Origin of the sequence: Gilliamella sp. ESL0232 (assembly GCF_013346885.1) — a bacterium.
GTDB lineage: Bacteria > Pseudomonadota > Gammaproteobacteria > Enterobacterales > Orbaceae > Gilliamella > Gilliamella bombi.
In genome coordinates, this window is record NZ_JAAEDW010000006.1 from 95,675 (window position 1) to 119,277 (window position 23,603).

Annotated in this window: 19 protein-coding genes; 15 read left to right on the top strand and 4 right to left on the bottom strand. The window is 35.1% G+C overall.

Translation table 11 applies throughout. The features are described 5' to 3' along the window. Nucleotides 1-287 precede the first annotated feature (287 nt). The 8 genes from fdnG to GYW75_RS07805 all read left to right on the top strand — a co-directional run bounded on the left by fdnG (nucleotide 288) and on the right by GYW75_RS07805 (nucleotide 10,258). Nucleotides 288-3,356 (top strand): formate dehydrogenase-N subunit alpha, encoded by a 3,069-nt coding sequence (gene fdnG / locus GYW75_RS07770; protein ID WP_174798936.1) that lies wholly within the window; start codon nucleotides 288-290, stop codon nucleotides 3,354-3,356. Nucleotides 3,357-3,372: 16 nt separating this feature from the next. Continuing rightward, nucleotides 3,373-4,347, top strand: a complete 975-nt coding sequence (fdxH, locus tag GYW75_RS07775; protein ID WP_065590252.1) for a formate dehydrogenase subunit beta — start codon at nucleotides 3,373-3,375, stop codon at nucleotides 4,345-4,347. After that, on the top strand, nucleotides 4,340-5,032 hold the full coding sequence (locus GYW75_RS07780; protein ID WP_065590251.1) for a formate dehydrogenase subunit gamma: 693 nt from the start codon (nucleotides 4,340-4,342) through the stop codon (nucleotides 5,030-5,032). Before fdxH ends, GYW75_RS07780 begins: the two co-directional genes overlap by 8 nt. A 118-nt stretch (nucleotides 5,033-5,150) precedes the next feature. Beyond that, the gene (fdhE, locus tag GYW75_RS07785) at nucleotides 5,151-6,059 is read left to right on the top strand and encodes a formate dehydrogenase accessory protein FdhE (RefSeq protein WP_174798937.1); all 909 of its coding nucleotides are present in this window, start codon (nucleotides 5,151-5,153) and stop codon (nucleotides 6,057-6,059) included. A gap of 200 nt (nucleotides 6,060-6,259) precedes the next feature. After that, the gene (locus GYW75_RS07790) at nucleotides 6,260-7,219 is read left to right on the top strand and encodes an ABC transporter substrate-binding protein (protein ID WP_174798938.1); all 960 of its coding nucleotides are present in this window, start codon (nucleotides 6,260-6,262) and stop codon (nucleotides 7,217-7,219) included. A 258-nt stretch (nucleotides 7,220-7,477) separates the two neighbouring features. Next, on the top strand, nucleotides 7,478-8,455 hold the full coding sequence (locus tag GYW75_RS07795) for an ABC transporter substrate-binding protein (RefSeq protein WP_174798939.1): 978 nt from the start codon (nucleotides 7,478-7,480) through the stop codon (nucleotides 8,453-8,455). 61 nt (nucleotides 8,456-8,516) lie between these two features. Continuing rightward, on the top strand, nucleotides 8,517-9,461 hold the full coding sequence (locus GYW75_RS07800; protein WP_065560857.1) for an ABC transporter permease: 945 nt from the start codon (nucleotides 8,517-8,519) through the stop codon (nucleotides 9,459-9,461). Nucleotides 9,462-9,463: 2 nt separating this feature from the next. Beyond that, nucleotides 9,464-10,258 carry an ABC transporter ATP-binding protein gene (locus GYW75_RS07805; RefSeq protein ID WP_174798940.1) on the top strand — a complete coding sequence of 265 codons (795 nt, stop codon included), beginning with the start codon at nucleotides 9,464-9,466 and terminating at the stop codon, nucleotides 10,256-10,258. 236 nt (nucleotides 10,259-10,494) lie between these two features. Here the strand turns inward: GYW75_RS07805 and GYW75_RS07810 are convergent, their stop codons facing one another. Continuing rightward, nucleotides 10,495-11,082: an NADAR family protein gene (locus tag GYW75_RS07810; RefSeq protein WP_065608945.1), complete on the bottom strand. Its 588-nt coding sequence runs from the start codon at nucleotides 11,080-11,082 to the stop codon at nucleotides 10,495-10,497. A 203-nt stretch (nucleotides 11,083-11,285) separates the two neighbouring features. Here GYW75_RS07810 and dauA point away from each other — a divergent pair, with 203 nt between their 5' ends. Next, on the top strand, nucleotides 11,286-12,959 hold the full coding sequence (dauA, locus tag GYW75_RS07815) for a C4-dicarboxylic acid transporter DauA (RefSeq protein WP_065606159.1): 1,674 nt from the start codon (nucleotides 11,286-11,288) through the stop codon (nucleotides 12,957-12,959). A 195-nt stretch (nucleotides 12,960-13,154) separates the two neighbouring features. Next, nucleotides 13,155-13,697 carry an HdeD family acid-resistance protein gene (locus GYW75_RS07820; RefSeq protein WP_065560853.1) on the top strand — a complete coding sequence of 181 codons (543 nt, stop codon included), beginning with the start codon at nucleotides 13,155-13,157 and terminating at the stop codon, nucleotides 13,695-13,697. 141 nt (nucleotides 13,698-13,838) lie between these two features. Here the strand turns inward: GYW75_RS07820 and rsgA are convergent, their stop codons facing one another. After that, nucleotides 13,839-14,867, bottom strand: coding sequence for a small ribosomal subunit biogenesis GTPase RsgA (rsgA, locus tag GYW75_RS07825; RefSeq protein WP_174798941.1), 1,029 nt, complete (start codon nucleotides 14,865-14,867; stop codon nucleotides 13,839-13,841). A gap of 79 nt (nucleotides 14,868-14,946) precedes the next feature. Between rsgA and orn the strand changes: the two genes are divergently transcribed. From orn to GYW75_RS07850, 5 genes are all read left to right on the top strand, one after another. After that, nucleotides 14,947-15,513 (top strand): oligoribonuclease, encoded by a 567-nt coding sequence (gene orn, locus GYW75_RS07830; RefSeq protein WP_174798942.1) that lies wholly within the window; start codon nucleotides 14,947-14,949, stop codon nucleotides 15,511-15,513. A 5-nt stretch (nucleotides 15,514-15,518) separates the two neighbouring features. Further along, nucleotides 15,519-16,790 carry a lipid IV(A) 3-deoxy-D-manno-octulosonic acid transferase gene (gene waaA / locus GYW75_RS07835; RefSeq protein WP_174798943.1) on the top strand — a complete coding sequence of 424 codons (1,272 nt, stop codon included), beginning with the start codon at nucleotides 15,519-15,521 and terminating at the stop codon, nucleotides 16,788-16,790. A gap of 9 nt (nucleotides 16,791-16,799) precedes the next feature. Beyond that, nucleotides 16,800-17,786 carry a ferrochelatase gene (gene hemH, locus GYW75_RS07840; protein ID WP_174798944.1) on the top strand — a complete coding sequence of 329 codons (987 nt, stop codon included), beginning with the start codon at nucleotides 16,800-16,802 and terminating at the stop codon, nucleotides 17,784-17,786. Nucleotides 17,787-17,986: 200 nt separating this feature from the next. Then, the gene (locus tag GYW75_RS07845) at nucleotides 17,987-19,318 is read left to right on the top strand and encodes a CoA-disulfide reductase (RefSeq protein ID WP_174798945.1); all 1,332 of its coding nucleotides are present in this window, start codon (nucleotides 17,987-17,989) and stop codon (nucleotides 19,316-19,318) included. A gap of 75 nt (nucleotides 19,319-19,393) precedes the next feature. After that, nucleotides 19,394-20,815 (top strand): cation:dicarboxylate symporter family transporter, encoded by a 1,422-nt coding sequence (locus tag GYW75_RS07850; RefSeq protein ID WP_174798946.1) that lies wholly within the window; start codon nucleotides 19,394-19,396, stop codon nucleotides 20,813-20,815. Nucleotides 20,816-21,710: 895 nt separating this feature from the next. Here the strand turns inward: GYW75_RS07850 and trmL are convergent. After that, nucleotides 21,711-22,196 carry a tRNA (uridine(34)/cytosine(34)/5-carboxymethylaminomethyluridine(34)-2'-O)-methyltransferase TrmL gene (gene trmL, locus GYW75_RS07855; protein WP_238552642.1) on the bottom strand — a complete coding sequence of 162 codons (486 nt, stop codon included), beginning with the start codon at nucleotides 22,194-22,196 and terminating at the stop codon, nucleotides 21,711-21,713. Between the two features lie 19 nt (nucleotides 22,197-22,215). Next, complete coding sequence (gene cpxA, locus GYW75_RS07860; protein ID WP_174798947.1) at nucleotides 22,216-23,598, bottom strand: envelope stress sensor histidine kinase CpxA; 1,383 nt, start codon at nucleotides 23,596-23,598, stop codon at nucleotides 22,216-22,218. Nucleotides 23,599-23,603: the final 5 nt, after the last annotated feature.

Genomic DNA, 23,603 nt, shown 5'->3' on the forward strand with positions numbered 1-23,603 from the left:
TAATTTGTTAGACGCTTTATGGTCAGTTGTCTAACTGCCTTATAAATTTTTATACTTAAACGTAGTGTTACCTGAAACTTTTTTATATTAATATAATTTTTCACCATATTAAACATAAATTAAGCTGTCATTATTTTATTTTTTGACATATGTCAAAGTTTATAAATTCATATCTGTTTATCCCTTTATTTCCATTTGATTAAAGATTATCATTACAGCTAGTAAGGATGTTAATCGCTTCCAATATAATAAATTAAAACGTAATGTCAGCTTTTTAAGGAGTCCATATGCTATTTAACCGTAGGCAGTTCTTTAAGATCTGTGCTGGTGGTATGGCTGGAACAACGGTAGCTACGCTTGGTTTTTCTCCAAACGTAGCGCTTGCTCAAACTCGCCAATATAAATTATTGAAATCAAAAGAAACTCGAAATAATTGTACTTACTGCTCTGTTGGCTGTGGTATGTTGCTATATAGCCGTGGCGATGGGGCTAAAAATGCCGAATCGTCTATTTTCCATGTAGAAGGAGATCCCGATCATCCTGTTAGTCGTGGTTCTCTTTGTCCTAAAGGTGCAGGTGTTCTGGATTATATAAAAAGCGAACAACGAGTTAAATATCCTGAATACCGTGCCCCTGGTTCAGATAAATGGCAACAAATAAGTTGGGATGAAGCCATTGATCGTATTGCTCGTTTAATGAAAGCTGATCGAGATAAAAATTTTGTTGAAAAAAATGCGGAAGGCACAACAGTCAATCGCTGGACAACAACAGGCTGGCTTGTTACCTCAGCGGCTAGTAATGAAACGGGTTGGTTAGCGTTCAAAGTTGCACGCGCATTAGGTATGTTAAGCCTTGAAACTCAAGCTAGAGTTTGTCATGGTCCTTCTGTATCTAGCTTAGCGGCTACTTTTGGTCGCGGCGCCATGACTAACAACTGGAATGATATCAAGAATGCTAATGTTGTTATCGTAATGGGGGGAAATGCAGCTGAAGCTCATCCGGTTGGTTTTAAATGGGCTATAGAAGCAAAAATTAATAATGGCGCTGAACTGATTGCCATTGACCCTCGTTTTCATCGAACAGCCTCAGTGGCTGATTTGTATGTACCTATTCGCTCAGGTTCTGATATTGCTTTTCTACTTGGTATTATCAATTATCTTATTACCAATAACGAAGTTAATTTTGACTACTTAGTTACTCATAGTAATGCAAGCCTAATTGTTCGTGATGATTTTAATTTTGATGAAGCTACAGGGCTATTTAGTGGCTATGAAGCTGATACCAAACAGTATGATCAGGCAAGTTGGGCATATCAAAAGGATGACAACGGGTATGCGCTTCGGGATAAAACACTAAGTCATCCCCGTTGTGTATGGAATCTATTAAAACAGCATGTCAAACGTTATACACCCGAAATGGTAAATAAAATAACGGGAAGTCCTATCGAAGGTTTTTTGCATGTTTGCCGCTCACTTGCTAGCACTAAAACTAACAATAGAGCAGCCACATTTTTATATGCATTAGGTTGGACTCAGCATACTTATGGATCACAAATTATCCGTACTGCTGCCATGATTCAGCTTATTTTAGGCAATATTGGCGTAATGGGCGGAGGTATTAACGCACTACGTGGACATTCAAATATTCAAGGCTTAACTGATGTTGGTTTATTATCAAATCGCCTGCCTGCTTATCTTGATTTACCAAAAGATTCTCAAGTTTCACTTACTCAGTACCTAGATGAAAAAACACCAAAACCACTTGGTCCAAGCGAAGTGAATTTTTGGGGGAATTATCCAAAATTCTTTGTCAGCTTTATGAAATCAATGTACGGTGATAAATCGACTAAAGATAACGATTGGGGATTTGATTGGTTACCTAAATGGGATAAAACCTACGATGTTTTAAGATTTAGCAAAATGATGCGTGATGGTCAAGCCAATGGCTTTATTTGTCAGGGCTTTAACCCACTTGCTGCACTTCCCGATAAAAATAGTATTCGCGAAGGTTTATCTAACTTAAAATTCTTGGTGAGCATTGATCCAATGCCAACAGAAACAGCTGAGTTTTGGAAAAACCATGGCGAATCTAATGATGTAGATTCTAGCAAAATTCAAACCGAAGTATTTAGATTGCCATCAAACTGTTTTGCAGAAGAAAACGGTACAATAGTTAACTCATCTCGCTGGCTACAATGGCACTGGGCAGCAGCAAGACCGCCTTATGAAGCTTTATATGATCCTGAAATTATTGCGCGTATCTTTTTGAGAATAAAAGAGCTGTATGCTGAAGAAGGTGGTGCTTATTACGAGCCAATTGAAAACTTAGTTTGGGATTATAAGGAGCCAGAAGGCCCAGCGGCTGAGGAATTAGCCAAAGATTATAATGGACGAGCACTTGCTGATATAACCGACGAAAATGGCAATGTTATTCTTAAAAAAGGTCAATTACTAAGTGGTTTTTCACAATTAAAAGCAGATGGTACAACCTCATCGGGTATTTGGATATTCTGTGGTTGTTGGACAGAACAAGGTAACCAAATGGCAAGGCGTGATCCAAGCGATCCATCTGGTAAAGGCGTTCATGCTGGTTGGGCGTGGTCGTGGCCGATGAATCGACGAGTACTTTATAACCGTGCTTCAACGGATGAAAATGGTAAACCATGGGATCCTAAACGAGTTTTAGTAAAATGGAATGGCTCAAGTTGGGTAGGCAATGATGTACCTGATTTTACAGCAACATTACCACCAAGTAGTGGGGCTGGTGCTTTTATCATGAATAATGATGGTTTAGGTGGGTTATTTTGTTTAAATCGGTTAGTCGATGGGCCATTCCCAGAGCACTATGAACCGTTTGAAACACCTATTAGTAATAATCCATTGCATCCAAATCAAGTCAGCAGCCCAGTAGCTCGCGCATTTAAAGAAGATTTGGCTCGCTTAGGGAATGCTAGCGAATTTCCTTATGTTGGTACCACTTATAGTATCACTGAACATTTCCATTTTTGGACGCAACACGCAAGGCTAGCTTCAATTACTCAACCCGAGCAATTTGTTGAGTTAAGTGAAAATCTTGCCCTCAAAAAAGGAATCAAATTAGGTGATACGGTTAAAATCACTTCACATCGAGGTTATATTAAAGCTAAAGCAGTTGTGACTAAACGTCTTCCAACTTTAATTGTTGATGGTAAAGAGATCGAAACCATTGGAATCCCAATAGTATGGGGATTCACAGGTCAGACAAAGAAAGGTTTTTTGGTTAATGAATTGACGCCACATTTAGGTGATGCAAATTCACAAACACCAGAATATAAATCATTCTTAGTCAATATCGAAAAAGTTACTACAGCGGCATAAGATGGGAGGATAAATTATGTCATTACAAACTCAAGATATTATACGCCGCTCAGCAACTAATGCTTTAACTCCAGCGCCACGAGCTAGGGACTATCAACAAGAAGTTGCAAAACTTATTGATGTGACCACCTGTATAGGTTGTAAAGCATGTCAGGTTGCTTGTAGCGAATGGAATGACCTTCGTGCAGAAGTTGGCAATACTGTTGGTGTTTATGATAATCCTGCCGATTTAGAGCCAAAAGCATGGACTGTAATGCGGTATTCAGAAGTCGAGATAAATGGAAAATTTGAATGGTTAATTCGTAAAGATGGCTGTATGCACTGTTCTGATCCTGGTTGTTTGAAAGCATGCCCATCAGAAGGTGCTATCATTCAATATGCTAATGGTATTGTTGATTTTCAATCGGAACACTGTATTGGTTGTGGCTACTGTGTAGCAGGTTGTCCGTTCAATATTCCACGAATTAGTAAAGAAGATAATCACTCCTATAAATGTACATTATGTGTCGATCGCGTTGCTGTTGGTCAAGAACCCGCCTGCGTTAAAACTTGTCCTACTGGCGCTATACACTTTGGTACTAAACAAGATATGATTCGCCATGCTGAACACAGAATTGTAGATTTGAAAAAACGTGGTTTTGAACATGCTGGTCTTTATGACCCACAAGGAGTTGGGGGAACACATGTTATGTATGTTCTTCATCATGCAGATCAGCCAGAATTGTATCACGGCTTACCAAAAAACCCTAAAATTAGTGAAATTGTCAGATTTTGGAAGGGTATTTGGAAACCGTTATCTGCAGCTGCATTTGTGGCAACTTTTAGTGGTTTGCTGTTCCATTACATGGGCGTTGGTGCAATTGAAGTTGATGAAGATGACATTGAAGAAGAAAAAGAAGCAGATAAACAAGCTCGAAAGCGTTTAGGCTTGCCTGTTTTAGAACAGAAAATTGACTCTAATTTATCACAACAGGAGAATCATCATGGATAAGAAAAGCATGATATTAAGAACACCACTTATTGTTCGCTTCTGTCACTGGTGTATGGTCTGTCTGTTTATTCTGACTGCGCTATCTGGCTTATCTTTATTTTTTCCATCTATAAAACTGTTTGGATTATTTCTTGGTACGCCACAATTAGTAAGAGCATTGCATCCATTTTTAGGGTGCATTGTTTTTGTTTTACTCATGTTTATGTTTATAAAACTTGCTCACCATAATATTCCAAATAAAAATGATCTTTTATGGATTAAAAACTTTAAACATGTCATTTTGGGCAAAGAAAGAGGCATTCCAATAGGCAAATATAATGTAGGACAAAAGTTTTTATTTTGGTGCATTATGGGGTTAATTTTAGTTTTATTTGTTACAGGCCTCATCATGTGGCGCCGTTATTTTGCGGATAATTTTTCTGTTCCAGTTGTCCGTATTGCGATATTTTTTCATTCTCTTGCTGCAATTGGCTTAATCCTGCTTGCAATTGGTCATGCTTATATGGCTATTTGGGTTAAAGGTTCCATTAAAGGGATGATAACAGGCTATGTTTCGCGTGCTTGGGCACAAAAAAATCATTCAACTTGGTATGAAGAAGAAATGGAAAAGATCTATCAAAATGAACTAAGGTTAAAGGCCAAATCTGAAGAAGAATCTACAGATATTAAACATAAACCAGCATAGTAATTTTCCTGCATCTATAATGGTATTTTCCGCTGATAGTAACTATCAGCGGTGTCATTTTAATAGTAAAAAAATAAAAAGCAGTGATGAATAAAATCACAATCAATGAGCATTTATAATGAGTATAAAAATTATCCCCCAAGAACAACTTGAACAACAAGCTACAAACTCAGTTATTAGACAAATCCCGTTACTATTTTATCCATCACCTAAAACACTTTATGCTCATCGAGCAGAACGTTTAAAAACTCTTGCAAACAATAATCCAATTAGTGATTATTTGAATTTTTGTGCAATTATAGCTGAACAACAAGCCAATTTAATTAAACATCAGCCTATAGATATTGATGTAACGTGTTTATTAAATAGCGAATATCCTCCACTTAGTTTAGATAATTTACCTCTTAAAGATACTTGGCAAGATTACTTTACTTCATTACTCGACTCATTTTCTGATACCACGCAGCAAATCGCTATAGTCATTGAACAGCTTAAAAAAAATAGCACTTTAGAATTACAAAATAAAGCATTACATTTGCTTAAAGGAGAATTTGATAAAGTTGATGGTAATGAAGCAATATTTATTTGGTCATCATTATCTGTTTATTATTGCCAACTGGCTAGTCAAATTAAAAGTAAAGCTATCGCAGAAAATACAGATAAACTCTGGTTATGTCCAGTTTGTAATAGTATGCCTACTGCTAGTATTATTCAATTAGGCGGTAACAACGGTTTACGCTATTTACATTGCAGTTTATGTGAAAGTGAATGGTATGTACCTAGAATTAAATGTACCTGCTGCGATAATATGAAAGACATACAATACCTCTCTTTAGAAAAAGAACTCGCTGCAATTAAAACCGAGTGTTGTGATGCTTGCCATAGCTATTTAAAAATATTTGATCAAGATAAAGATCCTCATATTGAAGTCATCGCGGATGATATTGCTTCGCTGATATTAGATATCAAAACCGAAGAAGAAGGGTTTGCTAAAAGTGGGGTAAATCCTTTTATATTTGCTCAATAAAAAAACAAAGATACTGATAATATAGTTTTATAGGCATTATATCGAATATGAAATAATTCATTCAAAGCTCATTAATTATTTAACTATTTTACAATAACGATTATTTTGTAACATGATCATCAATTAAATAAAATACAACTTCACATTTTTGATTAATAAAGCTAGAATTAAACTATTGTACTAGTTTGCGAGTTTAATTCATGAAACGTTTTATTTTATTGGTAACAATATTATTGCTTACACCTTTTTTAAGTTTTGCAGATACAATTAAAAATGTGGCCATTACGGCAATTGTTGAGCATCCTTCATTAGATCAAATCCGTGATGGTGTTAAAGATGAATTGGCAGACAGCGGCTATACGTTAAACAAAAATTTAACTGTCCAATACAAAAGTGCACAAGGAAGTAGCGCTACTGCAGCTCAGATTGCAAGGCAATTTGTAGCAGCAAAACCTGATGTTATTGTGGCAATTGCGACACCAAGTGCACAAGCAACAGCTGCAGCGACTAAACAAATTCCTATTGTATTTGCTGGAATTACCAATCCTATTGCCGCTAAATTAATTAAAGATTGGCAACCTGCGGGCACAAATATTACTGGTGTATCTGATTATCAAGAAATAGGTCCACAAATCGAATTTATGAAAAAAATTGTACCTAATGTTAAATCAGTAGGATATATTTATAGTCCAAGTGAAATTAATTCAACCGTGGTATTAAAAAATCTACAAACTCTTTTATCTCAACAAAATATTAATTTTATTGCGGTACCAGCTCAACGAACTGCTGATATTTCAACTGCTGCCAATACATTAAAAGGTAGAGTAGACTTAATTTACACGACAACCGATAATAATGTTGTTTCAGCCTATGAGTCATTAGTCAAATTTGCAAATGAAAATAAAATTCCTCTTTTAGCATCGTTCCCTGATGCGATTGAACGAGGAGCCGTTGCTGCATACGGCATGAGCTACTATGATGTAGGACGCCAATCAGGTAAGCTTGTTGTGCGCATATTAAAAGGTGAAAAACCAGGAAGTATAACTCCAGAAATAGGGCAAGCATTACGCCTTGTTGTTAATACTGATGCAGCTAAAAAACAAGGGGTTGCTTTGCCTCCTGAGGTAATTCAATCTGCTGACAAAGTCATAGGAAAATAATCAAGCCCTACTTCACTAAAATTAATTAACAATTTTGCTCACTTAGTAGTTAGGTGAGCAAAAAATATAACCTACAGTAATCCAATAACTGGATTAACATCAATTAATCAAGTTTACCAAGTTAACATCAAATCACCGATAAAGTGTAATAAAAAATTTACACAAATAACTGTTTTTATACTAGAAAATTATCTTTTTTTGCTTTATAGTAAATCAATATTTAGCTTGATTGTAAAAAAAACATTACAGGAGTGCTCTATGCGTAATTCTATCATTAAACTTTGTATATTACTTAGTTTATCGTTAGCAACATTTTATTCTTTCGCTGAGTCTAAAACCGAACAAAAATTTGTTGCCATTACAGCAATTGTTGAACACCCAGCATTAGATAATGTGCGTAAAGGTATTGAGGATGAGTTAAAAGATAGTGGTTATATTGCTGGAAAAAATTTAAAGTTACAATTTTTAAGCGCACAAGGTAGTAGTGCAAATGCAGCCCAAATTGCTAAACAATTTGTAGCAAATAAACCAGATGTTATTGTAGGGATTGCCACGCCAAGTTCGCAAGCATTAGTTGCTACAACAAAACTTATTCCTATTGTTTTCACTGCCGTTACCGATCCCGTAGCAGCAAAATTAACCCCGAGTTGGGATGCATCAAAGACAAATGTAACAGGTGTATCTGACGCCTTATCACTAGATTCTCAAATCGATATGATGCTAAAAATAAAACCTGAGGCTAAAAACATTGGTTATGTTTATAGCCCTAGCGAAGTTAACTCAACAATCATACTAAAACAGTTACAAAATGAGCTAGAAAAACGAGGTATGAAAATTATTGCCGCTCCTGCGCAACGTACTTCTGATATATCTACTGCGGCTAGAAGTTTAAAAGGTAAGGTTGATATGATTTATACTACTACCGATAATAATGTGGTTTCTGCTTATGAAGCTTTAGCAAAAGTGGCTAATGAAAGTAAAATTCCTCTTATTGCATCCAACCCTGAATCGGCAGAACGTGGTGCTATTGCCGCTTTAGGCATGAGTTATTATGATCTTGGTCGTCAAGCTGGTAAAATTGTTATCCGTATACTTAACGGCGAAAATCCTGGTGATATTCCACCACAAGTGGGTAATGTTACTCAATTAACAATTAATAAAAAAGCGGCTGAACGCCAAGGTGTTATATTATCTGAAAATGTATTAAAATCAGCTACCAAAATTGTTGAAAAATAATTTTTACTTTTTTTATAACTAAGCCGCCAACTTTGGCGGTTAACTTTTATGGATTTTTTTCATGTCTTCTGAATTCTTATTAGGCTCAATTGGAATTGGGCTTATTTATGCGTTGGTGAGTTTGGGTGTATTTATCTCGTTTCGTTTACTTGATTTCCCAGATCTTACTGCTGATGCAAGTTTTCCACTTGGTGGAGCGATATGTGGATTATGCATTTATATTGGTATCGATCCTTGGATTGCAACGTTGTTAGGTATGTTTGCTGGCTGTCTTGCTGGAGCAATGACAGGAATACTGTATGTTAAACTCAATATTCTTCAATTATTATCAAGTATTATTGTAATGATAGGACTCTATTCTATCAATTTAAGAATATTAGGTGTTGGTCCGTATATTATGGATGAAACATCAAGAATGGCAGGATCCCCTAATCTTTCTTTACTTGATGCCAAAACTATATTTTCACCATTTATTGCTGAAGATTACAGCAACCAATATATTGTACAACCTCTTATGGCTTTAGGATTTGTCATTGTGTTTTGGGCTTTACTCAATGCGTTTTTAAATACCCAAATGGGATTGGCCTTAAGAGCAACTGGCACTAACCAACGAATGGCAAAATCGCAAGGCATTCCGACTGGAAGAGTCACAATTCTTGGTATGGCTATATCAAATGGTTTAATTGCTCTCGGAGGTTCATTATTTGTACAAACACAAGGTGGGGCTGATATCACCATTGGTGTTGGTACAATTGTAATCGGTCTTGCATCAATTATTATTGGTGAAAGCTTATTCCCCGCTAAACGAATTTGGGCTGTGATGCTAGCAGTTATTGTTGGTTCTATTTTATATCGTTTATTTATTGCATTTGCACTTAGTAATGAGTTTTTACAAGAAATCGGGGTTGGAACAGAAGATTTAAATCTCATTACGGCGATACTCGTTGTGCTGGCTCTTGTTGTGCCTAAGCAATTAAAAAAACACGCAAAAATAAGAGGTAAGTAAGCATGATTAAAGTTGAACAATTACAATTAACTTTTAATCAGGGTACACCAATTGAAAATCATGTATTACGAGGACTAAACCTGAATATTAGTGAAGGTGAATTTGTTACCATAATTGGTAGTAACGGAGCAGGTAAAAGTTCTTTATTGAATGTGATTAGTGGCGATTTACTTCCTGATTCAGGAAAAATTGCTATTAATGGTAAAAATGTCACTCGCTGGCCAGCATGGAAACGAGCTGGTATGGTTGCTCGTGTATTTCAAGACCCCATGGTTGGCACATGTGAAAACTTAACTATTGAAGAAAATCTCGCTATAGCTTATAACCGAGGATATCGTTTTACCTTATCTTCAGCTCTTAATCGAAATATCAGATCAATATTTAAAGAAAAACTTGCTACTTTAAATTTAGGTCTTGAAAATCGATTATCAGATATGATGGGATTACTCTCTGGAGGTCAAAGACAAGCTATTAGTTTGTTAATGTCAACTTTACAACCATCTAAAATATTATTGCTTGATGAACATACCGCAGCACTTGATCCTAAAACTGCGCAATTTGTTTTAGATCTTACTGATAAAATAGTATCACAAAACAAATTAACGACCATGATGGTAACCCACTCAATGAAACAAGCCTTAGAATATGGCACCCGAACTGTCATGCTGCATCAGGGGCAAGTGGTACTTGATGTATCAGGAGAACAACGAGCTAAATTAACTGTAACGGATTTATTAGATATGTTTGAAAAAACACGTGGTGAAAAAGTTACCGATGATGCATTACTTTTAGGTTAATAATAAATCAAAAAGCAATATTTCTATCAAAAATATTGCTTTTCCAAACTTATTGATGCAAATTTTATTCTGGTCATATCTTGCTATTCATAGAGCCATTATATTTACTTATTAATACAAATTGTAATAAAGCTACTGATGTTTACGTATAAAATATTCTATAACATCAAAGAAATAATATTAAGTTAACAATCATTTAATCTTAAAACAAATTCAAAAATTCTAATTGGCTATTTTTAATAACACATTTTTAATTTTTGTCGAACTGCCATTAAAGCAAACCCTAATAAATTTTTACCTTGCCATGTCAATGGGTTATCTATATTCGGAGCATCTTGAGCTAAACCAATTCCCCAAATTTTATCAGTGGGACTAGCTTCAACTAAAACTCTTTGTTGAGTGGATAATAAAAAATCAGCTAATTGTCGATTTTGAGAAAATTTTGCGAAGTTACCCTCTATAACAATAGATAAACATTGTTCATCCCATATTTTTTCAACAAATCCTCTGACTTGGCGTCCCAATGATTTAGCAAGGCCTGGATTGTTAGCTTTAAGGATCTCTTGTAATATTTCTTTATCCTCAAATAATCGTGCTTTTGCTGCCATCATATAATGTTCAGCTGTAGCATAATAAATATCATTAACAGTAAATCCGCTAGGGTACCATTGGCTAAAGCAAGATTTTGTAATTATAGACGAAGGCTCTCTTTGGTTATGTCCCCAAAAATATACATATTTAAATCTTTCTCCTGTTTTATAACGTTGGCATAACTCATCAATATCTACAATTTTTAGAAAAACATCGGGTTGATTATATTTCATAGTTAAAATAGTCCTTTAAAAATTCATAAGATATTTTTTTCGAAATCGCTTTATGGAGGAGTATTGTATTATAGATGATTTAATTAAACTTTTTCTGAAAAAAATTTACAAAAAAGACGATTATTTTTATAACGCTCTTTTATTTTTTTTAAAAAAGATTATCTTATTAAGAATTCAAGTCAACATCTCTTTAATTACAAACAATGAAATTATATGGCCTTTCTGGTACAAAAATTAGCTGTGCATTTATATCTGCATGTATAAGTACCCCTTACAACACAACTCGTTTTATCAAAGATTTAATAGCTGGAATAACTGTTGGGATTATTGCTATACCACTAGCAATGGCACTAGCTATTGCTAGTGGTGTACCACCACAGCATGGTCTATACACAGCAATTATAGGTGGTTTTATCATTGCATTAACGGGTGGTTCAAGGTTTAGTGTTTCTGGACCTACAGCAGCATTTGTAGTTATTTTATACCCTGTATCATTACAATACGGATTATCTGGACTACTAATTGCAACATTGCTATCGGGTATATTTCTTGTATTAATGGGATTAATTCGATTAGGTAGATTAATCGAATATATTCCTTTACCCGTTGTATTAGGTTTCACATCGGGCATTGCCATAACTATAGCAACCATGCAAATTAAAGATTTTTTTGGTTTAACACTTGAGCACATGCCAGAAAGTTATATTGGTAAAGTTACGGAACTAGCTAAAACACTACCAACCATTAATATTGCTGACACTTTAGTCGGTGTAGTAACACTGATTGTGTTAATAGTATGGCCAAAACTTAGACTTAAAATATCAGGACACCTACCAGCTCTAATTGCTGGTATTGCTGTCATGTTTATTTTTAATCAATTTGGCTATCAAATTGAAACAATTGGTTCACGATTTACCTATACACTAGCTGATAATACGATAGGTCATGGTATACCCTCTGTTCTACCAGAGTTTATTTTACCTTGGCAGCACGCTGATTTTACTTGGGATTGGTCAACATTTACTGCCTTACTGCCAATTTCACTGACCATGGCAATGTTATGCGCAATTGAGTCATTACTCTGTGCTGTGGTATTAGATGAAATGACACACACTAAACACCACTCAAATAGTGAACTCATTGGCCAAGGTTTAGGTAATATTATTGCACCATTTTTTGGTGGCATTTCAGCAACAGCGGCTATTGCACGTTCAGCGGCAAATGTCAAAGCAGGTGCAACCTCGCCTATTGCAGCCGTTTTGCATTCTTTAGTTGTTTTACTTGCTCTTATTTGCTTCGCACCAGCATTATCATTTATCCCACTTTCTGCTATGGCGGCATTATTACTTATCGTGGCATGGAATATGAGTGCAGTTCAACGCGTCATTTATATTATCAAATGTGCTCCTAAAGATGATATCTTGATTATGCTTATTTGCATGTCGTTAACAGTACTATTTGATATGGTGATTGCAATTACACTTGGGATTATACTTGCCTCAATCCTATTTATGCGCCGTATCGCCCGTATGACTCGCTTAGTTGAACTTAATCGCAGTAACGATAAAACCTTAGTGCTACGTATTAACGGGCCACTATTTTTTGCTGCCGCTGAACGTACATTTTTAGAAATCTATCAAAAGATTAATGGATATGAACACATAGTGCTACAATGGGATGCGGTACCTATTCTTGATGCTGGTGGGCTCAATGCTTTAATTCATTTTATTGATGAACTACCTGAACAAGTTGATCTATCAATTTGTGAGTTACAGTTTCAACCATTAAAAACATTAGCTCGCGCAAAAATTGTTCCAATTTCTAACAAACTAATGTTCTATTCAACGCTAGAAGAAGCACTGAAAGATAAAGATTAATTCTAAAATTAGATTTATTATATTAACTAATTTATATGCACAGTAACAGTTTGAACAGAAACTAATTACTGTGCAATAAATTGTACCTTCACTACCTTTCTTTTCATTTACTAAATCACCATTGACAAACTATAAGTCTTAAAAAGTGGTTTTAATTTGAAATCCAAAATTAACTTATAAAAATAGGTAAATAACATGATATCTAACGAAAACAAAGTCTACAATCTTAAAGAAAAATCAAGCTGGTTTATTTTAGTTGGTGTTATTTTAATTATATTGGGGGGCTTAGCATTAGGTTATCAGTTCATGGCAACCGTCTTTTCTGTCTATTTTATTGGTTCATTAATTTTAATTGCAGGTATTGCCCAAGCGCTACATTCATTTCGCATTAAAGATTTTGGTCAGTCAGCATTATGGGCAGTAATGGGGATTTTATACATTTTTATTGGTCTAATGTCATTTTTCCAACCTGTTGCGGTTTCATCAGCCTTAACATTGGTGATTTCATTCTTGCTAATTATGAGCGGCTTTACACAAATATTTGCGGCTATGAATAACCGCAATTTACCTCGCTGGGGATGGGTTTTAACCTCAGGGATTATTACATTAATTTTAGGATTTATGATTATTGCAGGTTGGCCATATGACAGTCTTTGGGTATTAGGTATGTTTTTAGGTATCGACCTTATTTTCCAAGGTTGGGCATATGTAGCTATTGGTTTTGCATTAAAAAAATAGATGTTAAATAACACATTCGTTGCTCACAATCTAGCAATGACTTTCAAGAGGTTACCACTAATTGTGAGCAGCAAGTAATTACAGTAATGACTCGAACACAAATACAACTTATTTAATTTTGTTATAAATGAATTAAGCTGATTATTTATAGATTTTGTTAGTTTTTGCCTTAACTTCTTGCATTGTCTGTAAAATCCGATGATAGTTATCAAGCCTTGATGGTGCAATTTTACCGTCTTGTACTGCTTTTTGTAGTAAACAACCTGGTGTATCAAAGTGATTACAATCGCGAAAGTGGCAACCGCCTAAATAATTATCAAATTCTTTAAAACCACTAATCACTTGTTCAGGCTCTAAGTGCCATAAACCGAATTCGCGGATCCCTGGTGAGTCAATAATATCTCCACCATTTGGTAAGTGGTAAAGCCGAGAGGAAGTGGTTGTATGTTGACCAAGTCCAGATATTTCTGAAATACCTCCAGTCATAACTGATTGTGATTGATGAGGTAACAGTAAATTAATAATACTTGATTTTCCCACACCAGACTGCCCAACTAAAATGGAAATCTTACCTTGCAAAATTTCTTGTAATACAGCAATGCCTTGTTGATTTTGACACGAGACATACAAAACTTGATAACCGATATGAGTATAAATCGTCAATTTTTTTTCAACTTCAGTGCGTTGATCATCATTAAGTAAATCAATTTTGTTTAAAACAATAATAGGTTTTATATCAGTGCATTCACAAGCAACTAAATAGCGATCGATAATATTTAGTGATAATTCTGGCAAGACAGCCGAAATAATCACGATTTGATCAACATTTGCGGCAACGGGTTTAACGCCATCATAAAAATCAGGCCGGACAAGTTCAGAATGTCTCGGGTGAACTGCTTCAATAATACCATTGGTATTTGGCTCTAAACTTTCGCGCCATACTACTTTATCACCAGTGACTATCGACGGTAACGTGCGACGAATACTACAACGATAAATAAGACCTGCACTATCTTCAACATCTGCAGACTTACCAAAACGACTTATTACTACACCGTCACGAGGTGACGAAAAATTTGCCAGACTCTCATCTTGCTTTATTGCTAATCGTTGCTGATGTTTTGCCGCTACACGTCTTTTTTGATTATTGGATAGTTTATTTTTTGCCATAGTACTCATTTTTTACTAAAACAGATTGTCAGTTATGCTACACTACTCAGTATCAAAAAGAAAATCTCTATAGCAAATTATGAACAAACAATCTCAAATTAATATTAACAATCTTATTTGGATAGATCTTGAAATGACTGGACTCAATCCAATAACTGATCGCATTATTGAGATCGCAACCATTGTTACCGATTCTAACTTAAATATTCTTGCTGAAGGACCTGTGATTGCAGTTCATCAATCTGATGAGCAATTAGCATTAATGGATGAGTGGAACCAAAACACCCATGGCAAATCAGGACTTATTGAGCGTGTTCGCAAAAGTACTATTAGTGAACAACAGGCCGAACAACAAACCATCGAATTTTTAAAACAATGGGTACCAGAAAACAGCTCTCCAATTTGTGGTAATACTATTGGGCAAGATCGTCGTTTTTTATTTAACTATATGCCTAATTTAGAAAGTTATTTTCATTATCGCTATTTAGATGTCAGCACAATTAAAGAATTAGCTAAACGTTGGAAACCTGAAATACTAAAAGGGATTAGCAAACAGAGTTCTCATCAAGCTCTTGATGATATTCGTGACTCAATTGCTGAACTTGTTTATTACCGTGAACACTTTTTTGATCTAACCAACTTATAATTAGTATGCAAATTTTATATACTTTTTTATTGTATTTGATTCAACCATTGGTTTGGCTAAGACTGCTTTGGCGTAGTCGTAAAGCACCAGCTTATCGAAAGCGTTGGCTTGAACGCTATGGTTTTTGCAAAAATAAAGTTAAATCTAACGGTATTTTAGTGCATGCCGTATCGGTGGGTGAAACGATAGCAGCCATCCCACTAATCAAAGCACTTAAACAACAGTATCCTAGTTTACCTATCACAGTTACCACCATGACGCCAACAGGCTCAGAGCAAGTTAAGTCATTACTTGGTGATAGCGTCAGCCATGTATATTTACCTTATGATTTGCCCTGCGCGATAAATCGTTTTTTAAATACGGTTAAGCCCAAATTAGTGATCATTATGGAAACTGAGCTTTGGCCTAATTTTATTGGTCAATGTTACAAACGAAATATTCCACTGATTCTTGCCAACGCTAGATTATCAGAACGATCAGCTAACCGATATCGCAAACTAGGACGCGCGATTAGCCATTTACTATCAAAAATCAGCACCGTTGCCGCACAAAATAAGCAAGACGGAGAGCGTTTTGTGTCACTTGGTTTGCCGAGTGATCATTTAGCCATAACCGGCAGTATTAAATTTGATATTGATTTAACAGCTCAACAGCAGCAAAAAATTGCAACGCTAAAACAACAGTGGCAAGTAAACCGCCCTGTTTTTATTGCTGCAAGTACACATAGTGGTGAAGATGAAATCATCTTGTCTGCCTTTGAACGATTATTACAAACATACCCCGATTTGTTATTAATCGTTGTTCCCCGCCACCCTGAACGCTTTAAAACCGTCGAAAAATTAATTAATGATTGCGGATTAAATTATATAAACCGCAGTAGCGGTCAAATTCCTGCTAAACAAACCCAAGTCATTTTGGGTGATACGATGGGAGAATTAATAGAACTTTATGGTATTGCCGATATCGCCTTCGTTGGTGGCAGTTTAGTGAAACATGGAGGGCATAATCCATTAGAACCCGCACTTCACCACATCCCAATCATTAGTGGCGAACATTTTTTCAATTTTAAAGTGATTTGTGAGCAACTTATTTCAGCTGACGGCATGATCATTTGTGCTAGCACAGCCGATTCCCTTTATTCAGCGATTAATGGGCTTTTAGAAAATAAAACGCGTAGTCAACAAATTGGCGAACAAGCGTATCAAGTATTAAAACAAAATCAAGGCGCACTACATAGGCTTTTTAACATTATCAACTATTATCTTTGCTCAAAATAAGGATTACTTGTGAATAAAAAACAAGGGTTATTGCTGATTAATCTAGGTACACCAAACGCGGCAACACCAGATTCAATAAAACGGTACTTAACCGAGTTCTTACTCGATCGCCATGTCGTTGATTTACCGAAACTGTTTTGGTATCCGATTTTAAAGTACCTTGTAATACCTAAACGAGTGCCTTATATTATCCATCATTATCAAAAAATTTGGATAGATGGCTCATCACCTTTACTTCATTACAGCCAATTATTATGTGATAAATTACAACTCCACTTACCAAATATTCAATGTGAATTAGCCATGACCTATGGTGAACCCAATATTCAATCTGCATTGAACAAGCTTCAATCATGTTCAAAAATTACGGTATTGCCACTTTTCCCACAATACTCAACGACCACAACACTCGCTGTACTTGATAAACTTAAACAAGTTATAGCAACCGACAAAATCATAAATAGTATTGACTATATTCGTGATTATGCCGATCATCCAAGTTATATCAATGCACTTTATTTACAAATTAAGCAAGCATTTCAATGCCAAGGTGAGCCTGAAGTGCTTATACTATCTTATCATGGTATTCCAGAGCGTTATATTTACAAACGAAAAGATGATTATATTCAACGTTGTGAAATAACCACACAGTTAATAATCGAAAAATGCCGAACAAATAACATAAATATACCAATTCAAATGGCTTATCAATCTAAATTTGGAAAAGGTAAATGGGTTACGCCAAGTACCAGCGATACACTACAAACATTAGCAAAAAGTGGTGTTAACAATGTGCACGTCATCTGTCCCGGATTTTCGGTAGATTGTATTGAAACTATTTACGAAATTGACGAAGAAAATCGAGAAATCTTTTTAAATGCAGGTGGAAAATCATTTTATTATATTCCCACATTAAATGACACAGACTTACAAATTAATTTAATCATGGCATTAATCAACCAAACTCAGCCACCTATACTTAATAATTTATACTGAAACACATAGTTACCTGAAACTTTTTGACAAAAATGATACGACTTAAAAATTACACTAAATAGTGTAATTGTTGATTTTTAAACGAATGAAATTTTAAATTAACGAATATTAATGCTAATTATCTATCGCCTAAGTAATCTATGGCGTATGATAAGGCATTATTTTATAATTCAGTATTTGAGCACTGAGGAGAAAATTAAGTGAAAATAATCATCATTGGCGCTCAAGCTGCAGGCGCAAGTGCTGCTGCAAAGGCTAAAAGAATGAACCCTGAGGCAACCATCCGTATTTATGAAAAATCAGATATTGTTTCGTTTGGTGCTTGCGGTTTACCTTATTTTATTGGTAACCACTTTACTGACGCCAACGAAATGATATCCCGAACGCCTGAGCAATTTCAAAAAGATGATATTGAAATAAAAACTTTACATGAAGTCATTGCTATTGATACTAATCAAAAAAAATTAACTGTTAAAGATCTCAATACTGGCAATTGCTTTGATGATAGCTATGACAAGTTACTACTTGCAGTTGGTGCAAGTCCCATCATTCCCCCTTTTGAAAATAGCCAACTAAAAAATATCTTCACATTACGCAACCTGCATGACGGGTTAGCTATCAAACAGACATTATCCAACTCAAATATCAAAAATTTGATTGTTATAGGTGCTGGATATATTGGGCTTGAAATAGCTGAATCGCTTGTTGCTTTACAAAAAAACGTCAAATTGATTCAATTGGATGACAGAATTCTTATCGATGCATTTGATAGGCAAATCACTGAACTAATTGAAGAAAATATTAAACAACATTGTGATCTACATTTGCAAGAGCGAGTACTTGGCTTTGAAGGATCGCACAACGTCACACATGTAATTACTGATAAATCACGATATCCAGCCGATGTTGTTATTATTGCAACTGGTGTTAAGCCAAACAATGATATCTATAAAAACCTTGGTATTAAGACACTTGCAAATGGTGCCATAATCACCAACAGCTTTGGACAAACTAATATGGCAGATATTTATGCTGCTGGAGATTGTGTTGCCCTTCACCATAGAGTTAGTCATTCAATGGTATATATTCCACTTGCTACAGGGGCGAACAAACTAGGCAAAATTGTAGGCGAAAATTTAGGTGGCGGAAATTGTGAATATCCTGGCACTATTGGCACCTCAGCCTTAAAAGTCTTTGATATTGAAGCAGGACGAACAGGTTTAACTGAAAGCGAAGCCCAAAAATCTGGAATTCCTTATAAAACTGTCATAGTTAAAGATAAAAATCACAGCAACTATGTTGCTGGTCAAACAAGTGTAACAGCAAAACTTATCTATCATGCCGACACTCGAGTGATTTTAGGTGGTCAAATAGCTGGAGGGCAAGGTGCGGCATTAAGGGTCAACACTCTTGCAACCGCAATATGGACGAATTTGAAAATTGATGAATTAGCCATGATGGATTTTCTTTATGCACCGCCATTTTCCAGACCGTGGGATATTTTAAATATTGCAGGCTCAATTGCAAAATAAGATAGATATTAATAAACCTATCAATAAATATTTTACTAGATAATTAAATTTATTATTAAAGGGTGAGGATTAAATATGCCAGATGCCATTTTTCAAGGAGTCTTTTTTGAAAAGTTCTTATCTATTACTCATTACCAGACATTAATTGGTATTGGGTTACTGCTCATCTGTTTTTTTGCAGTAATGAGGCCATTACAAAAGCAAAAGGTTAATTTTTCAATACGTATGTTAGTTGGGTTAATACTTGGTGCCGTGCTTGGTTTAAGTATTCAAGCTGTAGCAGGATTTCCAGACACATCAACAATCTGGATGCAAGAAACCGCAACTTGGTATGGACTATTTGGTCGAGCATTTATCGCTTTTATCCGAATGTTAGTGATACCACTCATATTTGTATCTATTGTTAAAGTAATTATCGATTTCTCTGGTAAAAAAAATCTACCCCAAATCGCATTCAGAGGAATTTTTTGGTTACTGTTTACAACAGCAATTGCCTGTATTGTTGGTATTTTGTTAGCTAATCTATTTGCATTAGGTGAAATAAGCTCAAGTTCTGTACATCAAGCTCAGGCAAAACAATACACTAATATTATTGATACCTTTATAAATCTAATTCCAAGCAATATTATTGCATCAATGGTAAACGAAAATATTGTTGGATTGGTCATTTTCTCTGCCTTAATGGGGATTGCCGCCAACAGAATGGAAAAGAAAAACTCACAACCAATTGCCCTATTTAAAACGTTTATCGAAGCACTTTATAAGATCATCATGTCGATTGCGATGACAGTCATAAAATACATGCCTTATGCAGTAATTGCTTTACTTGCTCGCACCATCATTTCTAACGGAATACCCGCAATTATTCAGGTTTCAAGTTTTGTTGCAGCGATCTACATCGCCACATTGATTATGTTGATTGTACATGTTGCCATTATTGTGATTCATGGTATTTCACCAATCATGTTTATAAAAAAAGCGCTAGGAACATGGTTATTAGCCTTTACAAGTCGCTCCTCTGTCGGTTCATTACCAATGACTATTTCAACACTAACCGTCCGAATGGGTGTTAATACAGGTACCGCAAATTTAGTTGGCTCTCTAGGTAGTACCATGGGAATGAATGGATGTGCCGGTTTCTTTCCTGCTTTACTTGCTGTTATGGTAGCTCATATGGTTGGTATTGATACTAATATCCAATTTTATATTATGCTTGTCATTGTAGTGGTTATTGGTTCAATTGGTATAGCTGGAATTCCTGGCACGGCAACAGTTGCCGCAACCGTTGTTTTATCAGGTATGGGCATGGCCGAATACTTCCCATTAATTGGTATGGTTTTAGCTGTTGATCCAATTATTGATATGGCAAGAACTTTAGCTAATGTATCTGGCGCTATGACAGCCGCTGTCGCAACCGATAAAGAAATTGGTCTTATGGATATGACAGTATACAACGACCCAGATGTCACTCTTGAAAACGAGCAGCCAGAAGCTTAACTGCAATGGCTGTTGCTATGAGTGAAATAGTACAACAAATTTCAAGATAATAATCAATTTTTGTTTTGCTATTATTGGTGTTGAACGATTTTTTTGGGTAAACAGATTTTCTGAATATTGGTTTGAATTTGATGCTAAATTTTTTGCCTATGATATTTGTCCCGCTATGATTTGTATTTATGTCATAGCGGTAACTTCTGCTTTTTTTTGTGAGGATCACTACATATAAATCAATTCAAAGGCAGTTATTTTTTTAATTTAGGCGAACCGATAAAAGCCAAAATTAAATGTATAGAATCTTGATAAGTTCGGTAGTTTTAATTTTGGATATAGCATAAGTGCATAGATTAATAATAGCGGTAAATTAGAATGTAGTTTACGTGATTGTATTTGTATAGATGCCGTAATTTGGTAAAACAAGCAGGTAAACTTATAAAAGTTAATAATGTAACAATCGAAAGAATAAAAAATTAAGATTTAAAGATAGGTATATTGACATGCGGTGTTGTAGGAATGTTTTTTTCTCTAAAATCGTTCAGGTTGGTTATTGATTTTATTGAATTTTTTTGTGAATCAAATGGTAATAGAAAATTTTGGGGATCGGTGAGGTTTCAAACATTTTATCTATTAGTGGGTAGAATAGCTACAATAGCTACTTCCAATTTAGGGGATTAGCCGATAAACTGCACCGAAAAGGCCAAAACGTCCGCTCCTAAGTCTAATTCTAAAAAACATAACTATTTGACTTAAATTAAGAGCAAAAAGCATTAATAAAATAAATGAACTATATAAAAGGTTTTTATAAAAAAATAATTATTTTAACCGCACCGAAAGGTTTGAATATTGCTTTTTTCCCAACGTCGGTATTTATCCAACAACTGAGTAAGACTAAAATTTATTTTGCACCCATATAATTTAACTGACGCCATGATTCATAAACCACAACGGCAACAGAATTAGATAAATTCATACTACGGCTAGTGGCGAGCATGGGAATGCGGATCTTTTTCTCTTGTGGTAGTGCATCAAGTATGTTTTTTGGTAAGCCTCGGGTTTCTGGTCCAAACATTAAGAAGTCATTTTGCTGGTAATCGACTTCACTGTGTGGCTTTTGTCCTTTTGTGGTTAAAGCATAAACTTGTGTTGATAGGTATATTTGATTGGCATCTAAAAAATGGTTGAGATTTTTATAGCGTTTTACATCAACAAATTCTTGATAATCAAGCCCGGCTCGCCTTAACTTTTTGTCATCCCAGAAAAAGCCCATAGGCTCAATAATATGTAAATTGAAACCAGTGTTAGCACAAAGACGGATAATATTTCCAGTATTAGCAGGAATTTCGGGTTCAAATAAAACGATGTTTAAGGCTGAATTTGACACAACTTTTCTCATTTATTATTTATTGATGTTTATGAATTGGCAATATTATCACAATTCTAAGTCCACCAAGATGACTTTTTTCTGCTTTTACAGTACCGTGATCGCGTATGATGGCATTAGCTACAATAGCGAGCCCTAATCCAGTTCCGCCAGATTCACGATCTCGAGCTTCACTTGTACGATAAAAAGGTCTAAAAATTTGTTCTAGTTCACTTTCAGCAACTCCTGGACCATCATCATCAATTGTAATTGTTAGCTTTTGTTGTTGTGCTACAAAATTAATATCGATCTGTTTATTTGAATAGCGAAATGCGTTGCGTATAACGTTTTCAAGTGCGCTACACAAAGCAATTGGATAGCATAATATAGTATGGTTAGTTGGAAAATTTGTAACGACCAACGTTTTACCTATTTGTTCTGCTTCAAAAGTGGCATTATCAAGCACCTGTTTAAATAGAATATTAATTTTATTAACTTCACGAATTTCATTATTGTCATATTGTTGCCTTGCCAATGACAATAAGTCACCAATCATAGAATCTAATTTTATTGCTTCATTATTAATACGTATAACTTCACTGCTTTCACCTTGTTTGCGTCGCAATAGCGATGTAGCAAGCTGCAAACGAGTCAAAGGAGTGCGCAATTCATGAGAAATATCTGAAAACAAACGTTGCTGTACTTCTTGCATTCGTTTAAGCTCTCTTAGCATATGGTTAAAACTAGCACCAGTAGCTTTATATTCAGATGATCCTATTTGTTCTAGCTCAGGCCACTCTTGTAAATTCCCTTTCGCAACCTGATCAGCTGCTTTTTTTAGCCCTCGAGCAGGTTTTGCAATACTCCAAGATAGCCATAGTAAAAAAGGAGAACTTGCCAGCATGGTTAAAGTTAATAGTAAAAAAGGATGATCAAATATAAAGTTGACTAATTGAGATTGAATATCTGTAGTTTGTTGTAGGATATATAATTGATATTCAGCATTAGCATAATGAATGAGAAAAGGTCCTATAATTTCTTGAGAATCATAAATTTTTTTTGCAGGATCTTTGACATCATGGGATTTTTCACTAAAGTTTTTGATTAAATCAATATTTTTTGTTTCAGCTGTAATGATTTGTTCATTAGGGGTAACAATAAATAAAAATTGACCTGGTTTTTGATAACTATCCATAACAACAATAAAACGCATCCACCACCGAAAACTATCTTTTGGTACATTAATAAGATCATTTTCAATTTGATGCGCAAGCATATTACCAGCTTGTTTATCTTTGTTTGCTAAGTAGGTTAGGTTTCGAGCATCAAGACTCGGCAAAACCATTATTAACATTAGAAAAAAAGCTATGGTTAATAAAAATATTGTGAAAATTCTTATTGTTAGTTTATCAAAAAGCCACATATCAT

Coding starts and splice junctions, on each gene's coding strand:
- rsgA (WP_174798941.1), bottom strand. CDS start 14,867: ATGGCAAAAAATAAACTATCCAATAATCAAAAAAGACGTGTAGCGGCA.
- cpxA (WP_174798947.1), bottom strand. CDS start 23,598: ATGTGGCTTTTTGATAAACTAACAATAAGAATTTTCACAATATTTTTA.
- fdxH (WP_065590252.1), top strand. CDS start 3,373: ATGTCATTACAAACTCAAGATATTATACGCCGCTCAGCAACTAATGCT.
- GYW75_RS07800 (WP_065560857.1), top strand. CDS start 8,517: ATGTCTTCTGAATTCTTATTAGGCTCAATTGGAATTGGGCTTATTTAT.
- orn (WP_174798942.1), top strand. CDS start 14,947: ATGAACAAACAATCTCAAATTAATATTAACAATCTTATTTGGATAGAT.
- fdhE (WP_174798937.1), top strand. CDS start 5,151: ATGAGTATAAAAATTATCCCCCAAGAACAACTTGAACAACAAGCTACA.
- GYW75_RS07850 (WP_174798946.1), top strand. CDS start 19,394: ATGCCAGATGCCATTTTTCAAGGAGTCTTTTTTGAAAAGTTCTTATCT.
- fdnG (WP_174798936.1), top strand. CDS start 288: ATGCTATTTAACCGTAGGCAGTTCTTTAAGATCTGTGCTGGTGGTATG.
- GYW75_RS07805 (WP_174798940.1), top strand. CDS start 9,464: ATGATTAAAGTTGAACAATTACAATTAACTTTTAATCAGGGTACACCA.
- GYW75_RS07795 (WP_174798939.1), top strand. CDS start 7,478: ATGCGTAATTCTATCATTAAACTTTGTATATTACTTAGTTTATCGTTA.
- GYW75_RS07810 (WP_065608945.1), bottom strand. CDS start 11,082: ATGAAATATAATCAACCCGATGTTTTTCTAAAAATTGTAGATATTGAT.
- dauA (WP_065606159.1), top strand. CDS start 11,286: ATGAAATTATATGGCCTTTCTGGTACAAAAATTAGCTGTGCATTTATA.
- GYW75_RS07780 (WP_065590251.1), top strand. CDS start 4,340: ATGGATAAGAAAAGCATGATATTAAGAACACCACTTATTGTTCGCTTC.
- GYW75_RS07820 (WP_065560853.1), top strand. CDS start 13,155: ATGATATCTAACGAAAACAAAGTCTACAATCTTAAAGAAAAATCAAGC.
- GYW75_RS07790 (WP_174798938.1), top strand. CDS start 6,260: ATGAAACGTTTTATTTTATTGGTAACAATATTATTGCTTACACCTTTT.
- waaA (WP_174798943.1), top strand. CDS start 15,519: ATGCAAATTTTATATACTTTTTTATTGTATTTGATTCAACCATTGGTT.